The organism is Spiroplasma endosymbiont of Polydrusus pterygomalis (assembly GCF_964030635.1).
In the GTDB taxonomy this organism is placed as follows: Bacteria; Bacillota_I; Bacilli_A; order Mycoplasmatales; family Mycoplasmataceae; genus Spiroplasma.
This window is the reverse complement of record NZ_OZ034909.1, coordinates 899,926-918,771: the sequence shown is the minus strand read 5'-3', so window position 1 is coordinate 918,771 and position 18,846 is coordinate 899,926. Positions and strand designations below refer to the sequence as shown.

The following is an 18,846-nucleotide window of genomic DNA, read 5'->3' as shown; positions in this document are numbered from 1 at the left end:
ATCAATAATTTATTTCCATTTTTAATTAAATAACAAACTTTATAAAAAATAGAAAGGATATTATATGAAAAAAATACTAAATATTTTATGATCAATCACTTTAATTGGAACAAGTACAACAAGTTTATTTGCTTGTAATACACCACAATATAGCGAAGATGAATTAGCAAAGTTAAAAGAAGAAAATAAAATAGATACAAAAGATGAAAATATTAAAAACAATTTAGAATGAATAACACCAAAAGAAAAACCATTTAATATAGTTGATAATAAATATTATTATGTAGTATGGCGTGGCGATAAAAATGATAGTTGGTATTTAACTAAATTTAATAATAATACATACGATACAATAATTATTAGAGGTTATAAAGATGATTATAGTTTAATGTATAGAGTTAATGGTTATTTTGGAATACATAGTAAAAAAATAATTTTTAAGGAAAAGAGTCTTATTTTCACTATTGAAAAAATAAAAATGATAATTATTTTAAATCAGTTTATCGTTGAAATTTAGATACGACAGAGCCTAATTTAATTTTAAATGAAAATGGTAATGTAAAAGTTAATTAATAACTTTAATTTTGTCGAAAACTCTTGATATTTTAACAAAACCCTGATTTTATTAGGTTTTTTATAAAATGTATTTCTTGCAAATATCTATATTTTATAAGGGTTTTTAACTTTATCAAGATTTTTCGACAAAATTAAAGATTAATAACAAAAAAGAGATATAAATATCTTTTTTCTATTTTTATCTTGGTTTAATTGTAATTTTAACTGGGTTAATACTTTTATTTTTAATTCCCAAGAAATTTGGGTTAGAAATATATATTGTTATATCTTTGATATTTCCCCAATATTTTGGTTTTGCATAAAAATCAACATAAAAACTTTGTAAAATAGGTAATAGTACTTTTGTAAATCTAATTTTTAATTTTACATTATTAGTATAATATGCTTGTAAATATGTTTCTTTAATTTTATCTTTATCAGTAAAAACTAATTTTGTTATTTGTAAAAAAATCTTACACCGAAAATATTATCCAATGTATTATATACATTAAGATAATTTTCACTTGGTGTTCCATTAGCAAGACCAGTAGCATATTTTGTTTCAGTATGATTTATTTTTATATTTTTAGTATATAAAGTTATTGTATTATCAAAATTAACTTTATCTGTTTGTGATAAACCCTCTTGTTGTAAGGTTATATTTGCTAATGAAAATAAATTATTGCTACAATCATTGGCACCACCAAATATATTAACATTTCTATTAGGAATAAAATTTTCGATATCAGGTGACCCACATTCAACTTGTAAATTATTAAGATTAGTTATTTCAATGGTTTTATAAACATCTTGGAATTTACTAATACTTTGAATTGTTGGGTCAATTTGTTTTAAATCAATTTCAGTTTCATAATAACCATAATTAAATTCATCAGAAAATAAATTAACTAAACGACTGCCTGTTTTTTTGCATTGTGGTGGTGCTGTAATTTTAGTTTTTAATGGTTTTGCTGTATTAGCATCTCAGATATCTTTTGTATATTCTGAATAATTATATGGCACTGGTGGTAATACATATTGTGGATAATTAAAGGTTGGTATTTCATAATCATGTGGTAATAAGAAACTGGTTTTATAATTAGTTGTCATATCTCGTAAATAATTATTTAATGTACTTTTTGTTTTTCCACGAAAACTCCATACTGATAATCTTAAATAATCTTCTTCATTATTGGTATATGGGTTATCAGCATAAAAGATAATTTCAAAATTACCTTTATATAATGCTTGTATTGAAAACATATCAATTATATAACTACAATTTGTCCCATCTGGTGTTTGTAAGAATTCACAATCATTATCTTCTTCACCGTCACTAACTGGTGTTTGAGCATCTACTGCTGTTGTAAGTTCATTAATTAAATAAATTCGGTTAGTTTTTTGATTTAATTGTTTTAGATTATATGTTGAATAAACTATATTATTTGTTGGTTTACCATCCTTAGTTAAAACAGTACTTACTAATTTATCAGTTAATAAATTAGTAAACCCGAAACTAGTAGCATTTCCTCCAAAAATAGCACCAACTTTATCATTGCCTTGTTCTCTAAATATTTCAAAAGGTAAATGTTATTTACCTTTTGAGTTTTCAGAACAAAAAGCATCATTATAAAAACTATAAATATTAGCACTCATAAATCCATTTAATCATTGAAAATTAGGTCAAGTTTTTTCATCTTGATTAATAACTCATCCTCAAGGAATACCAAACGAAATAAAGTTTAAGAATTTACCAACTCCGCCTGGTATCGTAAAAGGATTAAAAACTAACTTTTGATTATAGTTTAAAGGTAAGACAGTAATTTGGCGATTAATAAAATTATTCATATTTAAAATATCTCAAACATTACATGAACCCATTTTATTGTATTCAATTTTAACACTACCAACAGTATTACCAAATTCATCTTTTCTTCTAAAATATGATGATGCTTGGGTACTAATAATATTATTAACGTCACCACTATTTACTTTTATTTGACTTGGTGGCGTTATTTTTCAATTTTTAGACCAATAAAATTTAGAGTCATTATTTTCTTCTTTAATTGTTTTTCCAACAGTAGGATTGGTAGCTGTCGAACTTTCTTGGTCAGTTATAACAATACCCTCACTATTTTTTTGCTTTCAAAAATCATATCTACTTTCCATATCTTTTTTTCAGTTTTCATAACCAGTTATCATTGTTGGTTGAATCCCTTGAATGTTATATCAACTTACTTCAGGTGAAGCAAAAGTATTAACTTTGTCAGGCGGACACGGATACATGTTATACATTAATAAATCTCGTGAATTCATTACTTTTGGATTAAATTGACCTTTAATAATTGGCCGGCCAATAACGGGCATATCAAAAAATATCGGATTACCATAAAATTTAACTGCCATTGCTCTAACACTGGGGTCTTTTAATAACATATCATCTAATTCAATAGTTGATGTATTTGTTTTCTCATTATAAGTTATTTTAGGAAAACAATAACCTTCCCCAGGTGCTGATGTTTGAATAAATTGTCGTACTGATAAACCACTATTACTAATTTTGTCATTAATACTTGAAAAGGTAATTTCTTGTCATAAAAAACTACCATCTCATGGTGAATAATAATTAATAACATTTGATGGATATAATTATTGTCTATCTTGGGGAGCAATATTTATATTACCTCCACCAATATTTAATCCATGGTCATTAAAAACCGTATAAAAGTTATAATAATCATTAATATTTAATTTATCTGCATCTTCATCTAAAATTAATAAAGTATATTGTCTTTCAGTTGATTGCTGAGTAAATACTTGTTCAAATTTAGCTTCACCAAATTGAATCGAACTTCTATCATCAATCATATAAGCATCTCAATGTTTACCAACTTTAACTTCTTTTGTATAAAAATTATCAGCTTTATTATCATTATTAATAAAATAACTTATTTTATATTGCTTTAAGTATTCTAACATTCTATTAATATCATAAATATTTTCCCCATCAATTAATTTTCAATAAACATTATTATTTTCATCTTTTAATTTTATCGCGAACGGTGTTTCATTATTGGCTCATATAGTTGAATTAATTGATTGTTTACTAAAATCATCAATTGTTAAGATATTAATTTCTTCATCTTTATGTTTTTGAACTATTTTTAAACTATCTTGTCATTGAGCAATCATACTTTCCATATTATCAAATATTCTTGAATAACTACCATAATCACTAGGCTTTGCGTTATTAGGTTTTCAACCTGTTTCAGTATCAGGAATATATGAACTATAAACATTAAAAGGAAATACCATTCAATGTCTATTATCTTTTATATTTTCTCTTATATCTATTAAAGTATCGTGGGCTTGTCTTCTTAGTTCTTCGATAACTCCTGGGTTAATTCTACTCATTTTTTAATTCTCCTTTATTTCCGTTCTACCTTGTAAGGCATTTTGATTATTACCAGTTTCATCATATTCTAGTAATTTATTATTATGTTCGATTTCTTTGGCTTGCATTTTATCTTGTCATTCTTCTATTTTTTCATAATATTTTGTTGCTTCTAATTCATCAATATTATCATATTCAGTTATAGCTCTTATTGGTTCCATTGTGCTATTATCTAATCTAGCAGTAATTAATTCATTTTGGCGCATTTGGTCAACTAAACTAGCGCTAATAAAATCAAAACCATAAGGTCGTTCACTACTACCATTTCATAAACCATAATATTTTAAAACAGTATCAAACATTTTATTATAATATTGCTTACGATATGCTTGTAAATATGCTTGTTTTTCTAAGTCTTTTGTTTTAGTTAATAATGACTGTGTTTTATTCTGGTCATTATCTGATTTGTCCCCAAATGGGCTAGAAAAATGACAGGCTAAATATACTTGCTCAATAATTGATTTTTGGTCTTCGGTATATGTTTCTAAGGTTGGCGCACCTTGTACTACTTGTAAAGATTGAGATGCTGTCCCATCTGCTGCCGTTTGACCTGATTGAATAAAAATATCATCAAATACATCTTGTAATGCTTTTTTATTTCCCATATTGTAAGCATTCATTAAACCATCATCTAATACCCCATATCAGTGCGTACGATTAGCTCATAGTTCTTTTGATTTAATGCCAAATTGTAAAGTTAAGTGCAACTAAATTATTTTTCTAACCAAATATTCGATTGGCGAAAGATAATTTAGTTGCACTTAACTTTACAATTTGGCAAATATAATTAAAAATAAAAAATATAAATTAGGCGGGTATAAAACTATGAAAAATGATAACTTTAAATTTCTTAATGATAAAGAATTATTGCGATTAACAGGAATAAAACAAAATACTTTTAATAAAATGTTAAATATTAGACTTCTTGCAATGATTATCATAGTATCGCAAGAAGTCTAATTAACTCTTCACGAAAAATTTATGTTTCTGATTTTTTAATATCAATTGGTACTCTATTATGCACATTATATTTTCCTAAATTATTAAATGAAATCGTATTATAACTTTGATCAGAACCATAGTTTTGTGCTTTAAGGGTTGGCTTAATTGGTGTTAAATATAATAAAATATCACCACTATTAATAACTTTATTTTCATAGACAAAAATATTTTGTACTTCACCAGTAATTGGCGCTTTCATTTCATAGACTTTATTTTGGATAATAATATTAGCAATTTTATCCCCTTTTTGTAAAATTTGTTTATTTATAACAAAAATTTTATCAACATTTCCTTTGCGATTATCATCCGCTTCAAATATAATTTTTGCCATACCAAATCCCCCTATTTTCTAAATATATATTAGCATAAGTTTTATACATTTAAATAATTAGTTTCCAACTCTTGGTACATTGCCGTCATCTTTGCCGCTGCTTGTTCACTTGTTTTATCGACACAAACAAAATAAAATTTTATTTTCGGCTCTGTTCCACTGGCACGAACGGCAAATCAACTACCATCTTCAAAATAAAATTTCAGTAAATCTTGTCCTGGCATTTCATATAATCCTGCCAAATAATCTTCTTTCTTTGTACATTTAATTTGAAATAAACTAGTAATTGTTTCTTGACGTAGTTTCTTTAACATATTATTAATGATTTTTTTACCATCAATTCCATCACGAACTAAGTTAACTGTTTTACAATAAAAATAATTAAACTTATTATATTGTTCAACTAAGACATCATATAATGTTTTTCCTTGTTGATGATAATATCAGCAAGCCTCTGCTAATACTAATGATGATTGAATCCCATCTTTATCACGGGTAATGTCTTTTAAAACATAACCATATGCTTCTTCAAAGCCAAATAAAAATTGTAACCCTTTCGCTGGTGCTTTGCTCATTTGGTCACCAATTCATTTAAAACCAGTTAATGTTTTAACTACTTGAACGCCATAACTTTCTGCAACTTTATCTGATAAATTACCAGTAACAAAAGTATTATACATAACACCATTTGGAGCTAATGTTTTTTGCTTTTGATAATGCGAAAACAAATATTCAATTAAAACTGGGGCTGTTTCATTTCCAGTCATTAAATAATATTTATCATCCTTAATCTTAACGCCAATCCCTAAGCGATCAGCATCAGGGTCATTCAAAATAATAACATCAGCCTTTACTTTTTTGGCATATTTTAATGCTAAATCATAGCATTCTGTTAATTCTGGATTTGGATTTGGAGCAAAGGTAAAATTCGGATCATTAGCAAATTGTTCCTTCACAATAATAACTTCATAACCACACTCTTCTAAAATTCGTGGAGTCCACTCTTTACTTGTCCCATGCAAATTAGAAAAAACAATTTTAATATTGCGTTTTTGTTCCGGATAAAACTGCATCGCTTTAACATCAGTAACATAATTTTCCTCAATTGCTTTGTCAACATAAGTAATTAAACTTGCATCAGGATGTAAAACCAAAGTAAAAACTTCTTCCTTAATTTTCAAATAATTTTCGCCAATAACATCTGTTGCCATTGGTAAAAATTGCGACCCATTATGATCATAAATTTTATAACCATTATATTCCCGTGAATTATGGCTTGCTGTAATAATAACTCCTGCGACGGCTTTTATTTTTCGAATTGTATATGAAACAAAAGGAGTTGGCCGAAGTTCATTATTGACAAATAAAATTGCTTTAATATTATTACTTGCAAAAATATCGGCAACTTCTTGGGCAAATTCATTTGAAAAATGCCGATTATCATGACCAATTACAACTCCTTTTGTTTTTAAATCATTTGCAGCATAAATTGTTTTTAAATAAGACATAAAGGCTAATGTTGCTCTTCGAATTGTATATAAATTCATTTTCCCGGTTCCTGGTCCAAGTAATCCCCGTAAACCTGCTGTTCCAAATTCTAAATCATCTGAAAAAGCAGCAAGTAATTCTGATTCTGACATTTGCTGAAATTCAGTTACTAAAATTGGGTCTAAATTTTTAGCATTTTTTCATAAATTTAAATTATCTAAATATGACATTTTTACTCTCCTTTAAAATAACCTTTTAATAATTTTATTTTATAATATTTTACTAATAAATTAATAGTAAATCCTAATTATTTTACATAATCTTGCATTAAAAATGATCTTCTTAATGAAGACCATATTAGATTGGTAATTCAAAATCATAGATTTTTCCTTCAATAATATAAATTAATGTTTCGGCAATATTAATAATATGCGTCCCTGCTCGTTCAATTGAGCGTAACTGCTGCATTGTTAAAGTAATAACTTTAATTTCTTCTTTTGTTTTTGCTTCCCGAATTTTTTCAATTAATGCATCATTCTCAACTCGATAAATTTTATCTAATTCCGCATCATATTTTAAAATATTATAGGCCGACTTAATTCGTTCCTCTTCAAAAATATTTGATACTTCGGTTAACATTTCAATAACTTTGGCAACTAATTTTTTTAAAAAACTAATTAACTTGTTTGAAGGTTTATATTTAATATAATAACGACAAATGCTTTTTGCATAATCTGCAATTCGTTCAACTTCTTTAACAATAAAAATAAAACCAACTATTCGACGTAAGTCCCTTGCTACCATTTGTTGTTTTGCAATTTTTCATAATGAAACTTCAATGAAAGCTTCTTGCATTTTGTTAATTGTTTCATCATCTGAAATAACACTTTTACCAAGTTCAATGTCATTTGTTTCTAAACATTTAACCATATCATCATATTGATTTTTTGTCATTGCAATCATATCAATAATCATTTGCTTTGTTTGTGCTAAATCATTTTCAATTTTAACGCTCATATTTTGTCTCCTTCCGCTCATTATTATTCAAATCGACCAGTAATATAATCTTCTGTTTTTTTATTAGCCGGACGAGAAAAAATAATTTTAGTTTTATTATATTCAATTAACTTTCCTTTTGCAAAAAAAGCAGTATAATCAGCAACCCGTGCTGCTTGTTGCATATGATGGGTCACTAAAATAATCGTAAAATCTTTTTTTAAATGCGTAATTAATTCTTCAATCTTTGATGTTGAAATAGGATCTAAAGCACTGGTTGGCTCATCCATTAATAAAATTTTTGGTTTCATCGCAATTGCTCGGGCAATACATAATCGTTGTTGTTGTCCCCCGGACAAGGCAAACGCTGAATCACGTAAATTATCTTTTACTTCATCTCATAATGCTGCGCGCTTTAAACTTTCTACAACAAGGCTATTAACTAATTTACGGTCACGAATTCCTTGGTTACGAGGACCATAGGCAACATTGTCATAAATTGACATTGGAAATGGCGACGGTTTCTGAAACACCATTCCAATATCAGTTCGTAATTTAACAACATCTGTTTCAGGACTATAAATATTTTTTTCATTAATTAAAATTTCACCTCTAATAACAGACTTTGGTTCAACATCGTTCATTCGATTAAATAATCGTAACACTGTTGATTTCCCTGATCCTGATGAACCAATAAAAGCCGTCACCGTATGTTCTTTAATTTTCATTGAGATATTAAAAAGGGCTTGTTTGTTTCCTTTGTAAAAAAAGTCAACATGTTTTACTTTAATTAAATCAGGATTATTATCTGATGAGTCAAATGTCGGATTTTTAATAATTATTTTTGGATCCATTATTTTTCTCCCTTCTTATCTACTTTGTTTTTCGGATGACGTTGCTTTTTCTTTGGTACAAATTTCTTTCAAAAATTATGTCAATGCTGCTTTTTATGCAAGAAGTTTTCTTTTCAAAAGAAAAATTTTAAATTATTGATTCGAATTTTTCACTTTTGCTTAAATTCTATTGTAACATAATTTGGCGCAAATTTCTTGCCAATAATATAAGCTAACGTATTTGATAATCAAATTAAAACCATAATTGCAAATGCTAATTCAAACATAATTCGCATTGCCCCGGCTGTCGCTCCTTCTTTTGACAACATTAAAATTTGTGTTGTCATACTTGCTCCTGGTGACATAAAGCCAGCAATTGGTAAACGAACCGCTGTTCCTAAGGTTAAATAAACTGGGGCTGACTCACCAATAACCCGACCAATTGCTAAAATAATAGCGGTAATAATGCCTGGCATTGCATTTGGTAACACAACTTTAATTGTTGTTGATGTTTTATTAGCTCCTAGGGCTAATGAAGCATTCCGAAGCGAATCTTCCACGCCGGTTAAAGCATCTTCAATACTACGAATCATAATTGGTAAAATAACAATCGTTAATGTTAAACCAGAACTTAGGATGGATAATGGTAAATGACAAACACCGATAAAGAAGGCTAATCCAAATGTTCCATAAATAATACTTGGTGTTGATGATAAAACATCAATTGCAAAACGTACTATTCTAGCAAAAAAACTACTTGGTCGCGCATATTCATTTAAATAAATTGAAACCATTAAGGATAATGGAATTGCAAAGATCATCGCACAAATTACTAACAATAAAGTAACTATAAAAGCAGCAAGAATTCCAGCCCCGTCATCAAATGTTGAAGTGGAAATTAAATCACTTCATATCATGCCAAATAATCCTTTTCAAATAATTGTGGCCAAAATAACTAATGTAAAGGATACCACAATTATCGTTGAAGAAATTAAAAAAAACATTCCAATTCCATCCTTAAACTTTTTAATTCCTCTTGTTTTTTCAATTCGTTGATAAAATAATTTATTAATTTTATTGGCATTATATGATTTACTTAATCGTAAATCTTTTGTTGTCTTACGAGTATGATAATTTCGTTTTCGATTATGAAATGCTTGCGAAGAAATAATAAAAATATTAATGACACAAACAATAATAAATAATACTAACCCAATTGCATACAAAGCTGATTCATGCATTGGTCCATAATTTTCTAACATTTCTAATCCAATTGTTGATGCTAATGTTGCAATTGAAGAAAAAATAAAATTAATAAAACCATTGCCAAGTTTTAACCCATCTGGCGCATTTCCGGCAATCATCATAACAGCCATTGTTTCCCCTATAATACGCGCGACCCCCATCATAATCGCAGTAATAATTTTAAATCAAGCTGAGCGTAAAACAATTCAATAAGTAGTGTGTGTTTTACTTAATCCTAAGGCTAATGAACCAAATCGATAAGAAGCCGGGACATTTTCTAACGCATTAATTGATAATGAAATCATAATTGGTAACGCCATAAAAACTAACGTAATTGAGGTTACCAATAAGTTTGAGGTCGCTGGTGCTCCCATTCACATAAATAATGGCCCTAAAATTGCTAAGGCAAATAACCCAAAAGCAACCGAAGGAATCCCCGCTAATAATTGAATAATCGCAATAACCTTACGTTTAATGTTTGGTCTTAAATATTCTGAAATATATAATGAAGAAAAAATTGTTAAAGAAATTGCAAATAATAAAGCAATTAACAGCACAAAAAATGTTGCAATAACAATCCGTCAAATCCCAAATTGACTATTATTAGCATTTCAAGTTTGTCCAGATAAAAATCCTCAAAAACCGCCTGGATAGTTTTGGAAAAAATAAACTGATTTATAAATAATAAAGCCAACTAAGGTTAATAAAATTAAGATTGTTAAAATGGCAAAACAATAAATCACAATTTTTGAAATAAAATCAATAATTTGTTTTCGTCCCCCAAAATTATTGGTAAAACGAACTTTACACATTTGTAATTTTTTTGAAAGAGGTTGTTTATCCTTTTTCATGACTTCTTTCTTCTCCATTATTAATTCTCCATTTCATTATATTAATATCCACGATATAACTGATATTTTTCAGAAAATCTTTCGACAATAATATCTCAAAGACTTTTATAATCTGGATTAAAATTTCAAGGCACTTTTTCATCATCATTTTTTTGTCCACTTTTGGCAAAAGTTGTATTATTATTGTACTTTCGGAATAAAATATCATCAAATGTTAATGGTTCTCCCCCTTCTTTTATATATCAATATGCGGCATCATGTTCCGTTAATTTAAATGTTGGAACATAGTATGGATTATCATCACCATTCCGTAATTTTGGTTTTGTTTTTGAATACGGCAATGGATCTAACATTCAAGCAATAAAAGCTAAGACTCTACCAAATTGCTTGCCTTGATAATTAATAATTCCAGTAAAAGGTCTTGTTAACGAATAAGCAGGATTAAATTCATAATTATTATCAATAATTTTATACGGTAGTTCTGGTTTTGTTGTTTTATTACCAATAACACTAGCAAATGCTTTTTTTCCTAAATTTTCATTATTAATGATTTCACGAATATATGAAAAAGAAATATAACCAATTGAACCTGGGACTGTTGCAATTGCTTGGTACATTGAACCGTTTGATGATGCAACTTGGTTTGTCTCGTGGTTTTTGCTTTGAATTACTTTTGATTCAAAGAAATCTCTTGTTCCACTACCAGATTCACGAGTTAAAGTATAGAATTTATTTTCATTACCAGTAGAACAAACTAATTGCTCGCCAAAAGCATCTTGTCAAGTAAAATTGCGGTTAGTATAAATTTGACGAATCAATTTTGTTCCTTCTCCACCATCAAAACTTTTAAACTGTAGTGATTCTTGTTCTGGTTTAATTTCACAATCAACTGGTAAATGATAAATCAAAACAATATAATCACGAGCAATAACGAACCGTTCAATCCGTTCATCTTCTCATAATTGTCGAGCATTACCCCGATTATCGCCTGGTTGTGGGGTTGAAGGAATATCTTTTGATAAAAAACCAAAAGCATAACTACGATTTGTAACACCAACCCGCGCAGCAGCACTCCCTAATGAATTATATAAGACATCTTCTTTATGATCACGTTTATATTGTTCCCTAACATTTGCCATTATTTGGGCTACTGATGTACTTCCACCAGCAACAATTACATTATTCACAGCCGCAATTGATCAAATAATAATTGATATTACTAAGACTAAAACTAAACAAATTAAAGTAATCATTTTATGGTGACTAATCTCTCCTACTAAACGCTTAAAAAAATTATTCTTTTCACCAACAACTTTAGTAGATTCGTTTGGCTTCATTAGTTAATTTTCCTCCTGCTGTAATATATGTTTTTACCCTATTCAACTTTGTTTACATTAATTGTATCAAAAAAAATAAAAAAGCATAAGATAGAATAGGAACTAGACTGCACCCAAAAAAGTAAGTAAAGAAAAAAAGTCTTTGCTAAATAGTAGACTGCACCCTGTTTAGTAAGTATTAATAAAAAGGTTTACAAACTTTCATTTATTATATCTTTTTCTTTTTGGTTTGAATATCATTTATTTCATTTTTTAACATCATTAATATATTCATTATGAGATTTATAATTTTTATTATGGATTGTTCCTTTTTTAAGTAATGAATGAAAACTTTCAATAATAATGTTGTCTGCACAATGATAATTTTTACCCATTGAAATTATAATTTTGTTATCTAAACATTTACTATTATAATCTTTAGATGTATATTGATATCCGTGATCTGAATGAATTATTGTTTTATTTAGATCTTTTTTTATTTTTTTAATTTTATTAATTGCAGCATTTAAATTATCAATTACAAGTTTGTTATTATTAAATTTTGATCATTTTACATCAATAATTTCTTTAGTATATCCATCAATTATTGTTGATTGATAATGTTTTTTACCATTTCAAATTAAATAAGTTACATCAGTAAATAAAATTGAAAATCTTTCTTTAATATCATTAAAATTACGATTTACTAAATAAGGATATTTAATTATATTTTTATTTCTATTTTGTTTTATTAATATTTTTCTACGCATACGCTTTACATATTCAGCTTGAATATTATTTTCTTTCATAATTCGTAATACTTTCTTAGCATTATAAACAATGCCATAATCTTCTTTTAAATATTTGGTAATTCGACGATAACCAAATTGTTTTAAATTTTCTTCATAGACTTTTACAATATTCTTTAATGGTTCACTATCCTTACCAGTACTTGAATAATTTTTATATTTATCTCAATAACTACGCTTTAAATCTGTTATATCAAGTAATAAATTTAGTGGATATTTATTAATGTTTTCTTTGATAAAAAATACAATTTTTCTTTTATTTAATTGTAAAAGTCATGAAGCTTTTTTAGTAATTCATACCTAACTTTGTAATAGTTTAAATCTCTTTTTTCAAATGATTCTTTTGGACCTTTATTGGTGTTTAAAATCCCTTTCTTAAAATTTTCATACCATGAAGCAACTATTTTTTTATTAGCCAAATTGTAAAGTTAAGTGCAACTAAATTATCTTTCGCCAATCGAATATTTGGTTAGAAAAATAATTTAGTTGCACTTAACTTTACAATTTGGCTAATAAAAAAAATTACAAATAAAAAAATTAAATTAAACTTTAAAATAATCATTTTTAAAAATTTTAATTGCTTTTTAAGCATAAATAATAAGGTATTGCAAGAAGTCTATTTTATAGAAATATTCTTAATAAGAAAAACCGGTATCGCAAGAATCCTATTGATATAACAATATTCGAATTCACGGTAGTTTAAATTATTTAACACCTGTTGAATTTAGAAAACAACAGTCCATATAAAAAGTGTCCTAAAAAGGGTTGCCAATCCAAGGTAAAAATAAAAAAACAATCTCACAAGAACTGTTTTTTGTCGGTTCATGGTACACAACGCCTAATGATAAACTTTGGCTCATATTCTTTCTGAAAAAATAATAATATAATTAAGATGAAATAACAAAAAAAGGATGTGATAATAAAAATGACAAATACATTACGAAATTGAAAAATAATAATGATCATTCAAGGGATTTTAATGGGAGCATTATTTTCATTTATTCCATTTCAAATTTTTGACAAATTTGGTGCAACAAAAATTTGATTATTCTTATTAATTCCAATTGCAATGTTCTTTTTTACCCCGTTATGAGCAAAAGTTAAAAAGAAAAAAAGTAATACTTTTATTCTTCAAATTAATAGTTTTTTTCTATTTATTTTTCTATCATTATTAATGACTACTAATTTTTTTGATAATAATTTAATTATTTATTTTTATCCCCTGTTGCTTTTTTGCACAGGAATGTTTGTTGCTGGAATGGTTCCCTTCTCAATGGAAATTATCCGGAGTTATGCTCGTGAACATCATTTAAAAACAAACCCTAGTCTTTATTTTATTATGGGGAGTGTTGTAACAATTATAATTCCATTTTTATTACAATACTTTTTAAAAGACTTAGCAGCTAAAATTACCTTACAAGCATATTTTAGTTTGTTTACATTAATTAATTTTAGTTTAATTTTTTTTAACCATAATTTACAAACAGAAAAAATTACCTTTAAAATTAATCCGGCTAGTTGAAAAATGTTGCGAAAAAATAAACAATTTTGAAGTTATTTATATTCATCAAGTTTTTTATATAGTATTAATGAACTTTTGGGTTATATTTTACCAATTTTAGTTTTTAATAAAAATAATATGCCAATGATAATCATCATAATTGGTAGTTTATATGTTATTCGTAAGTTAAGTTATCTATTTGGATATTTAATTAAAACAAATCAAAATATTAAACAACAAATTATTTGTAACACTACGATTGCTATCATCGCAATTGGCTTACTATTAGGATTAACAATTGCCTATTTTCCGTTCCAAACTCAGTTATCATATACTTTATACTTAACAATTGGAGGGGGTAGTCAATTTTTAATTGGGTGTTGTTTAGGACATTTAAGTCGAATTCAAAAAAATAATATTATTAATTTAGTTGGTTCTGAACATTTAACATTAGGATTAATGATTGAACATGTCTTTAGCCATGCTATCTTTAATTTATTATTAAGTATCATTATTATGCCAATTATGATCAATTTTTATGCAAATATATTAACTTATATTATTATTTACAGTATTATCATTGGAATGTTACTTTTTAATTTTAGTTTTCTTTTCCTGAATTGTAAATATATTTGGATGGATAGGTTACAATAAGTTGGACCATATTTATGTGGACTTTCAAATATTTAGAAACCACATACATTTTGTACTTTTGGTATTTACATTTTTAAAAAATTGATTTTATTAATATTTTAAAAATGTAAATACCAAAAGTACAAAATGTATGTGGTTTCTAAATATATTAGACTTCTTGCGATACTAACAAAAATAAAAAAAATTACAAATAAAAAAAATTAAATTAAACTTAAAAATAAGCATTTTTAAAAATTTTAATTGCTTTTTAAGCATAAATAATCAGGTATCGAAAGAAGTCTATTATTTATCCTCACTTTCTTGGTTTTACGACATTCCAAGTAGGAGAGTTTTATTCGGTTGGTTTTGCTGTTATTTTCTTAAACTAAGCAAGATTAACGACAATTTTAACCTAATTAAAAAAGACAGAATTTTATTTCTGTCTTTTTCTTAGTTTTTGGAAAATTCCCACCAACCGAATATTTTATGCGCTCGGTATTACTTTTACTGTAAAGGTAAATTTACCAGTAATATTTGCTGAACTTTCTTTTGTTTTAACAGTTACATTAATGTTTTTTGCTGCTGTATAGTCGCCTTCGGTACCATCATTAGTAATTGTATATTCGTCATCAGTTACACCGGTAACTTTTTTTTTCAATGCATTTAAAATTGCTTTTACAAGTGTTTCATTAGTATTAACTGCGTCGTCTAATTCTGGTTTTGTAACACTATCAGGTTTTTTAAATTTAATTTTTACTTCTTGCACAGCAACTGTTACATCTTTAATATCTGCTTTTGTTACTTGTACCATCTCTTTTGGTAAAATTACTTTAATATATCCTGATTTACCAATTACAACTGTTTTATCTTTAGCTGAAGTAATTTGAACAAAAACAGGTTGTGCTGTAGTTTTTAAATTAACTGGTTCATATTTTGTCCCTTTGTTATCTTTGTAAACATCAAAAACAAAATTAGTACTTGTTGTAGTTTTAACAACACCTTGAACAGCTTTTAAAACATTGTCCTTTAATGCTGCTTTAACTTCTTCAACTGTAACTTGCTTTTTATTTGATGCTGTTACACTTGCAGGTGCTGCAATTGTTTTAATTCTTGATAAGTTGTTACTTTCAATTTTATTACATGCTACTAAAGGTGTTGTTGCAAATGATGACATTCCAAAAGCTCCTAAGAATGCTAAAAGTTTCTTCATTTCTTATATTTCCTTTCTGGTAAGTAGTGTTTTGATAAAGCAAATGTAATTAAAAATTACATTAATATATAAGAGAAAAGTAACATTAATAATTATTTGCTTCTAATCCTACTTTTATATAATTTATATTTTTAAATTTTCTTTCTCTTATAGAAACAAGTGTACAATATTTTTTTCCAAAAAACAATAATATTTCTCAAAAAAAATATTTTCCAAGCGAAATTCTATAGACTGCACCCAAAAAAGTAAGTAAAGAAAAAAAGTCTTTGCTAAACTTTAAAGGAGGTGCATTTTTATATGGCAAGAAAAGGACAAAAATTTAATAAATATACAGCAGATTTTCGAAAAAGGATAGGACAAGAGGTTAAAAATAATAGTATAAGTTTTATTGCAAAAAAATATGCAATTAATAAAAAAACTGTTGCTTCATGGTATGAAAATTTTAAGAAAGGAATTTTAAACACCAATAAAGGTCCAAAAGAACCATTTAAAAAAAGAGATTTAAACTATTACAAAGTTAGGTATGAATTACTAAAAAAGCTTCATGACTTTTACAATTAAATAAAAGAAAAATTGTATTTTTTATCAAAGAAAACATTAATAAATATCCACTAAATTTATTACTTGATGTAACAAATTTAAAGCGTAGTTATTGAGATAAATATAAAAATTATTCAAGTAATGGTAAGGATAGCGAATCATTAAAGAATATTGTAAAAGTCTATGAAGAAAATTTAAAACAATTTGGTTATCGTCGAATTACCAAATATTTAAAAGAAGATTATGGCATTGTTTATAATGCTAAGAAAGTATTACGAATTATGAAAGAAAATAATATTCAAGCTGAATATGTAAAGCGTATGCGTAGAAAAATATTAATAAAACAAAATAGAAATAAAAATATAATTAAATATCCTGATTTAGTAAATCGTAATTTTAATGATATTAAAGAAAGATTTTCAATTTTATTTACTGATGTAACTTATTTAATTTGAAATGGTAAAAAACATTATCAATCAACAATAATTGATGGATATACTAAAGAAATTATTGATGTAAAATGATCAAAATTTAATAATAACAAACTTGTAATTGATAATTTAAATGCTGCAATTAATAAAATTAAAAAAATAAAAAAAGATCTAAATAAAACAATAATTCATTCAGATCACGGATATCAATATACATCTAAAGATTATAATAGTAAATGTTTAGATAACAAAATTATAATTTCAATGGGTAAAAATTATCATTGTGCAGACAACATTATTATTGAAAGTTTTCATTCATTACTTAAAAAAGGAACAATCCATAATAAAAATTATAAATCTCATAATGAATATATTAATGATGTTAAAAAATGAAATAAATGATATTCAAACCAAAAAGAAAAAGATATAATAAATGAAAGTTTGTAAACCTTTTTATTAATACTTACTAAACAGGGTGCAGTCTATTGAATTTTAGGATTTTTATTTATATATTTATTATTTTTAATGATTTTTTTATTTTATCAAGAGTTTTCTACAAAATTAAAGCAAAATTAAAGAAGAAAACTATTTATTAAAAATAATTAAAATAAATAATAAATTGCCATTAATAATAATTAAAGTAAATAATTTTACAAATTAAAAAACCGATCTTTAAGCGGTTTTAAAAATTAACTAAAAGTTATGTTAACTTCACCAGTATAATAATCTGATTTAGCATATGTCGTAATTCTTCCCCCTTTTTGGTCGGGATTAATATCTAAATATAAATCATTTAACAAAGCACTTAACCGATCTAACTGACTAACAAAGTTAACACTAATGAACATCATCATTACTTGTAAAATTGTCACTTTTGGTAATTTTCCTAAACTTGTTTTTAATTCCATTTTCCCTAAATCTTCTTTTACTGCTGGGGGTGGCGGAGTTACAACTGAAAAATGAACATTAACTGAACCATAATAATCTGTTGCTGGATTATCATCTTTGGACCAAGTATCTTTGCCTGTCTTTAAAGTTACCCCCGTTTGATCAGCATTAACTTCAATGTTAGCGATTGTTTCAATCTGTTCATTTCAAATCTCTGGCACTTGTTCTCCAATAAAAAAATCACCAAACTTATTTAATTCTGAAATAAGTTGCATATTGTTAAAAATAATGGCAATTAAAATTGTTTTGGGACGAGAATCAGTAATTTTCCCTAAATCAGTACTTTTTACTTTATCAGTAAGATGATTTGAACTCATTACTGTTTTATTAATTTTAATAGTATTGGCACTTGTTCCATAATTAAAATTTAATTCATATTGCCCATTACGATATAAATCAATTTGTGCAACTGGTTTTGTTTGATTATTAAATTTATAATTTTTTGTTAATTGTTCAAATTTTCATTGTGTTCCTATAAACAATTGTGCTAACTGATCTAATAGGTCTGGGGTTGTTTGTTTATTATTCTGCGGATTAATTGTTTTAAAATTAATTCCTGCAAAACCAATTACTTCAACAGGTAATATCGGCGGATCAACTGGAATACTATTTCAATTATCATTTTTATTACAACTAACTAATGTCATTGTTAATCCAAATGTTACGAGACCAACTCCCATCACTGCTAATAATTTCTTCATTT

Annotated in this window: 21 protein-coding genes and 1 pseudogene; 7 read left to right on the top strand and 15 right to left on the bottom strand. The window is 26.5% G+C overall.

Translation table 4 applies throughout. The features are described 5' to 3' along the window. Window positions 1–64: 64 nt before the first annotated feature. Window positions 65–517 carry a lipoprotein gene (locus ACQH23_RS05960; RefSeq protein WP_425377624.1) on the top strand — a complete coding sequence of 151 codons (453 nt, stop codon included), beginning with the start codon at window positions 65–67 and terminating at the stop codon, window positions 515–517. Between the two features lie 494 nt (window positions 518–1,011). Here ACQH23_RS05960 and ACQH23_RS05955 read toward each other — a convergent pair whose 3' ends face one another. From ACQH23_RS05955 to ACQH23_RS05940, 4 genes are all read right to left on the bottom strand, one after another. Next, window positions 1,012–1,818 carry a hypothetical protein gene (locus tag ACQH23_RS05955; protein ID WP_425377623.1) on the bottom strand — a complete coding sequence of 269 codons (807 nt, stop codon included), beginning with the start codon at window positions 1,816–1,818 and terminating at the stop codon, window positions 1,012–1,014. Between the two features lie 327 nt (window positions 1,819–2,145). Further along, window positions 2,146–2,991, bottom strand: coding sequence for a hypothetical protein (locus tag ACQH23_RS05950; protein ID WP_425377622.1), 846 nt, complete (start codon window positions 2,989–2,991; stop codon window positions 2,146–2,148). 213 nt (window positions 2,992–3,204) lie between these two features. Beyond that, complete coding sequence (locus ACQH23_RS05945; RefSeq protein WP_425377621.1) at window positions 3,205–3,969, bottom strand: hypothetical protein; 765 nt, start codon at window positions 3,967–3,969, stop codon at window positions 3,205–3,207. A 3-nt stretch (window positions 3,970–3,972) separates the two neighbouring features. Beyond that, a complete protein-coding gene (locus ACQH23_RS05940) occupies window positions 3,973–4,716 on the bottom strand; it encodes a hypothetical protein (RefSeq protein WP_425377620.1) in 744 nt (247 codons plus the stop codon). Between the two features lie 118 nt (window positions 4,717–4,834). On the opposite strand from ACQH23_RS05940, the gene ACQH23_RS05935 reads away from it, so the two are divergent. Continuing rightward, complete coding sequence (locus tag ACQH23_RS05935) at window positions 4,835–4,969, top strand: hypothetical protein (RefSeq protein ID WP_425377619.1); 135 nt, start codon at window positions 4,835–4,837, stop codon at window positions 4,967–4,969. Window positions 4,970–4,988: 19 nt separating this feature from the next. Here ACQH23_RS05935 and ACQH23_RS05930 read toward each other — a convergent pair whose 3' ends face one another. The 8 genes from ACQH23_RS05930 to ACQH23_RS05895 all read right to left on the bottom strand — a co-directional run bounded on the left by ACQH23_RS05930 (window position 4,989) and on the right by ACQH23_RS05895 (window position 13,299). After that, on the bottom strand, window positions 4,989–5,342 hold the full coding sequence (locus ACQH23_RS05930; protein WP_425377618.1) for a hypothetical protein: 354 nt from the start codon (window positions 5,340–5,342) through the stop codon (window positions 4,989–4,991). Window positions 5,343–5,383: 41 nt separating this feature from the next. Next, window positions 5,384–7,060 carry a phospho-sugar mutase gene (locus tag ACQH23_RS05925; protein WP_425377617.1) on the bottom strand — a complete coding sequence of 559 codons (1,677 nt, stop codon included), beginning with the start codon at window positions 7,058–7,060 and terminating at the stop codon, window positions 5,384–5,386. 127 nt (window positions 7,061–7,187) lie between these two features. Beyond that, window positions 7,188–7,847 (bottom strand): phosphate signaling complex protein PhoU, encoded by a 660-nt coding sequence (gene phoU / locus ACQH23_RS05920; RefSeq protein WP_425377616.1) that lies wholly within the window; start codon window positions 7,845–7,847, stop codon window positions 7,188–7,190. Window positions 7,848–7,870: 23 nt separating this feature from the next. Continuing rightward, window positions 7,871–8,680 carry a phosphate ABC transporter ATP-binding protein PstB gene (pstB, locus tag ACQH23_RS05915; RefSeq protein WP_425377615.1) on the bottom strand — a complete coding sequence of 270 codons (810 nt, stop codon included), beginning with the start codon at window positions 8,678–8,680 and terminating at the stop codon, window positions 7,871–7,873. Further along, window positions 8,680–10,755: a phosphate ABC transporter permease PstA gene (gene pstA, locus ACQH23_RS05910; protein ID WP_425377614.1), complete on the bottom strand. Its 2,076-nt coding sequence runs from the start codon at window positions 10,753–10,755 to the stop codon at window positions 8,680–8,682. Before pstA ends, pstB begins: the two co-directional genes overlap by 1 nt. Window positions 10,756–10,796: 41 nt before the next feature. Further along, the gene (gene ptsS / locus ACQH23_RS05905) at window positions 10,797–12,092 is read right to left on the bottom strand and encodes a phosphate ABC transporter substrate-binding protein (RefSeq protein ID WP_425377613.1); all 1,296 of its coding nucleotides are present in this window, start codon (window positions 12,090–12,092) and stop codon (window positions 10,797–10,799) included. Between the two features lie 191 nt (window positions 12,093–12,283). Beyond that, window positions 12,284–12,880, bottom strand: a complete 597-nt coding sequence (locus ACQH23_RS05900) for a DDE-type integrase/transposase/recombinase (RefSeq protein ID WP_425377612.1) — start codon at window positions 12,878–12,880, stop codon at window positions 12,284–12,286. Between the two features lie 260 nt (window positions 12,881–13,140). After that, entirely contained in the window at window positions 13,141–13,299 is a 159-nt protein-coding gene (locus ACQH23_RS05895) for a hypothetical protein (RefSeq protein ID WP_425377611.1), read from the bottom strand. 262 nt (window positions 13,300–13,561) lie between these two features. On the opposite strand from ACQH23_RS05895, the gene ACQH23_RS05890 reads away from it, so the two are divergent. Then, complete coding sequence (locus ACQH23_RS05890; RefSeq protein WP_425379293.1) at window positions 13,562–13,627, top strand: hypothetical protein; 66 nt, start codon at window positions 13,562–13,564, stop codon at window positions 13,625–13,627. Window positions 13,628–13,805: 178 nt separating this feature from the next. Further along, window positions 13,806–15,035 carry a hypothetical protein gene (locus ACQH23_RS05885; RefSeq protein WP_425377610.1) on the top strand — a complete coding sequence of 410 codons (1,230 nt, stop codon included), beginning with the start codon at window positions 13,806–13,808 and terminating at the stop codon, window positions 15,033–15,035. Between the two features lie 463 nt (window positions 15,036–15,498). On the opposite strand, the gene ACQH23_RS05880 is transcribed toward ACQH23_RS05885, so the two are convergent. Together ACQH23_RS05880 and ACQH23_RS05875 are read right to left on the bottom strand one after the other, a co-directional pair. Continuing rightward, window positions 15,499–16,224 (bottom strand): spiralin lipoprotein, encoded by a 726-nt coding sequence (locus ACQH23_RS05880; RefSeq protein WP_425377609.1) that lies wholly within the window; start codon window positions 16,222–16,224, stop codon window positions 15,499–15,501. An 85-nt stretch (window positions 16,225–16,309) separates the two neighbouring features. After that, complete coding sequence (locus ACQH23_RS05875) at window positions 16,310–16,465, bottom strand: hypothetical protein (protein ID WP_425377608.1); 156 nt, start codon at window positions 16,463–16,465, stop codon at window positions 16,310–16,312. A 56-nt stretch (window positions 16,466–16,521) separates the two neighbouring features. Here ACQH23_RS05875 and ACQH23_RS05870 point away from each other — a divergent pair, with 56 nt between their 5' ends. The 3 genes and pseudogenes from ACQH23_RS05870 (at window position 16,522) to ACQH23_RS05860 (ending at window position 17,642) form a co-directional block, all read left to right on the top strand. Continuing rightward, window positions 16,522–16,785: a hypothetical protein gene (locus ACQH23_RS05870; RefSeq protein ID WP_425377607.1), complete on the top strand. Its 264-nt coding sequence runs from the start codon at window positions 16,522–16,524 to the stop codon at window positions 16,783–16,785. Further along, window positions 16,752–17,024: pseudogene (locus ACQH23_RS05865) on the top strand (hypothetical protein); the annotation flags it as partial. The gene ACQH23_RS05870 and the pseudogene ACQH23_RS05865, both read left to right, overlap by 34 nt. Before the next feature lie 21 nt (window positions 17,025–17,045). Next, the gene (locus tag ACQH23_RS05860) at window positions 17,046–17,642 is read left to right on the top strand and encodes a DDE-type integrase/transposase/recombinase (protein ID WP_425377606.1); all 597 of its coding nucleotides are present in this window, start codon (window positions 17,046–17,048) and stop codon (window positions 17,640–17,642) included. 242 nt (window positions 17,643–17,884) lie between these two features. Here ACQH23_RS05860 and ACQH23_RS05855 read toward each other — a convergent pair whose 3' ends face one another. Then, a complete protein-coding gene (locus tag ACQH23_RS05855) occupies window positions 17,885–18,844 on the bottom strand; it encodes a hypothetical protein (protein ID WP_425377605.1) in 960 nt (319 codons plus the stop codon). Between the last annotated feature and the right edge of the window lie 2 nt (window positions 18,845–18,846).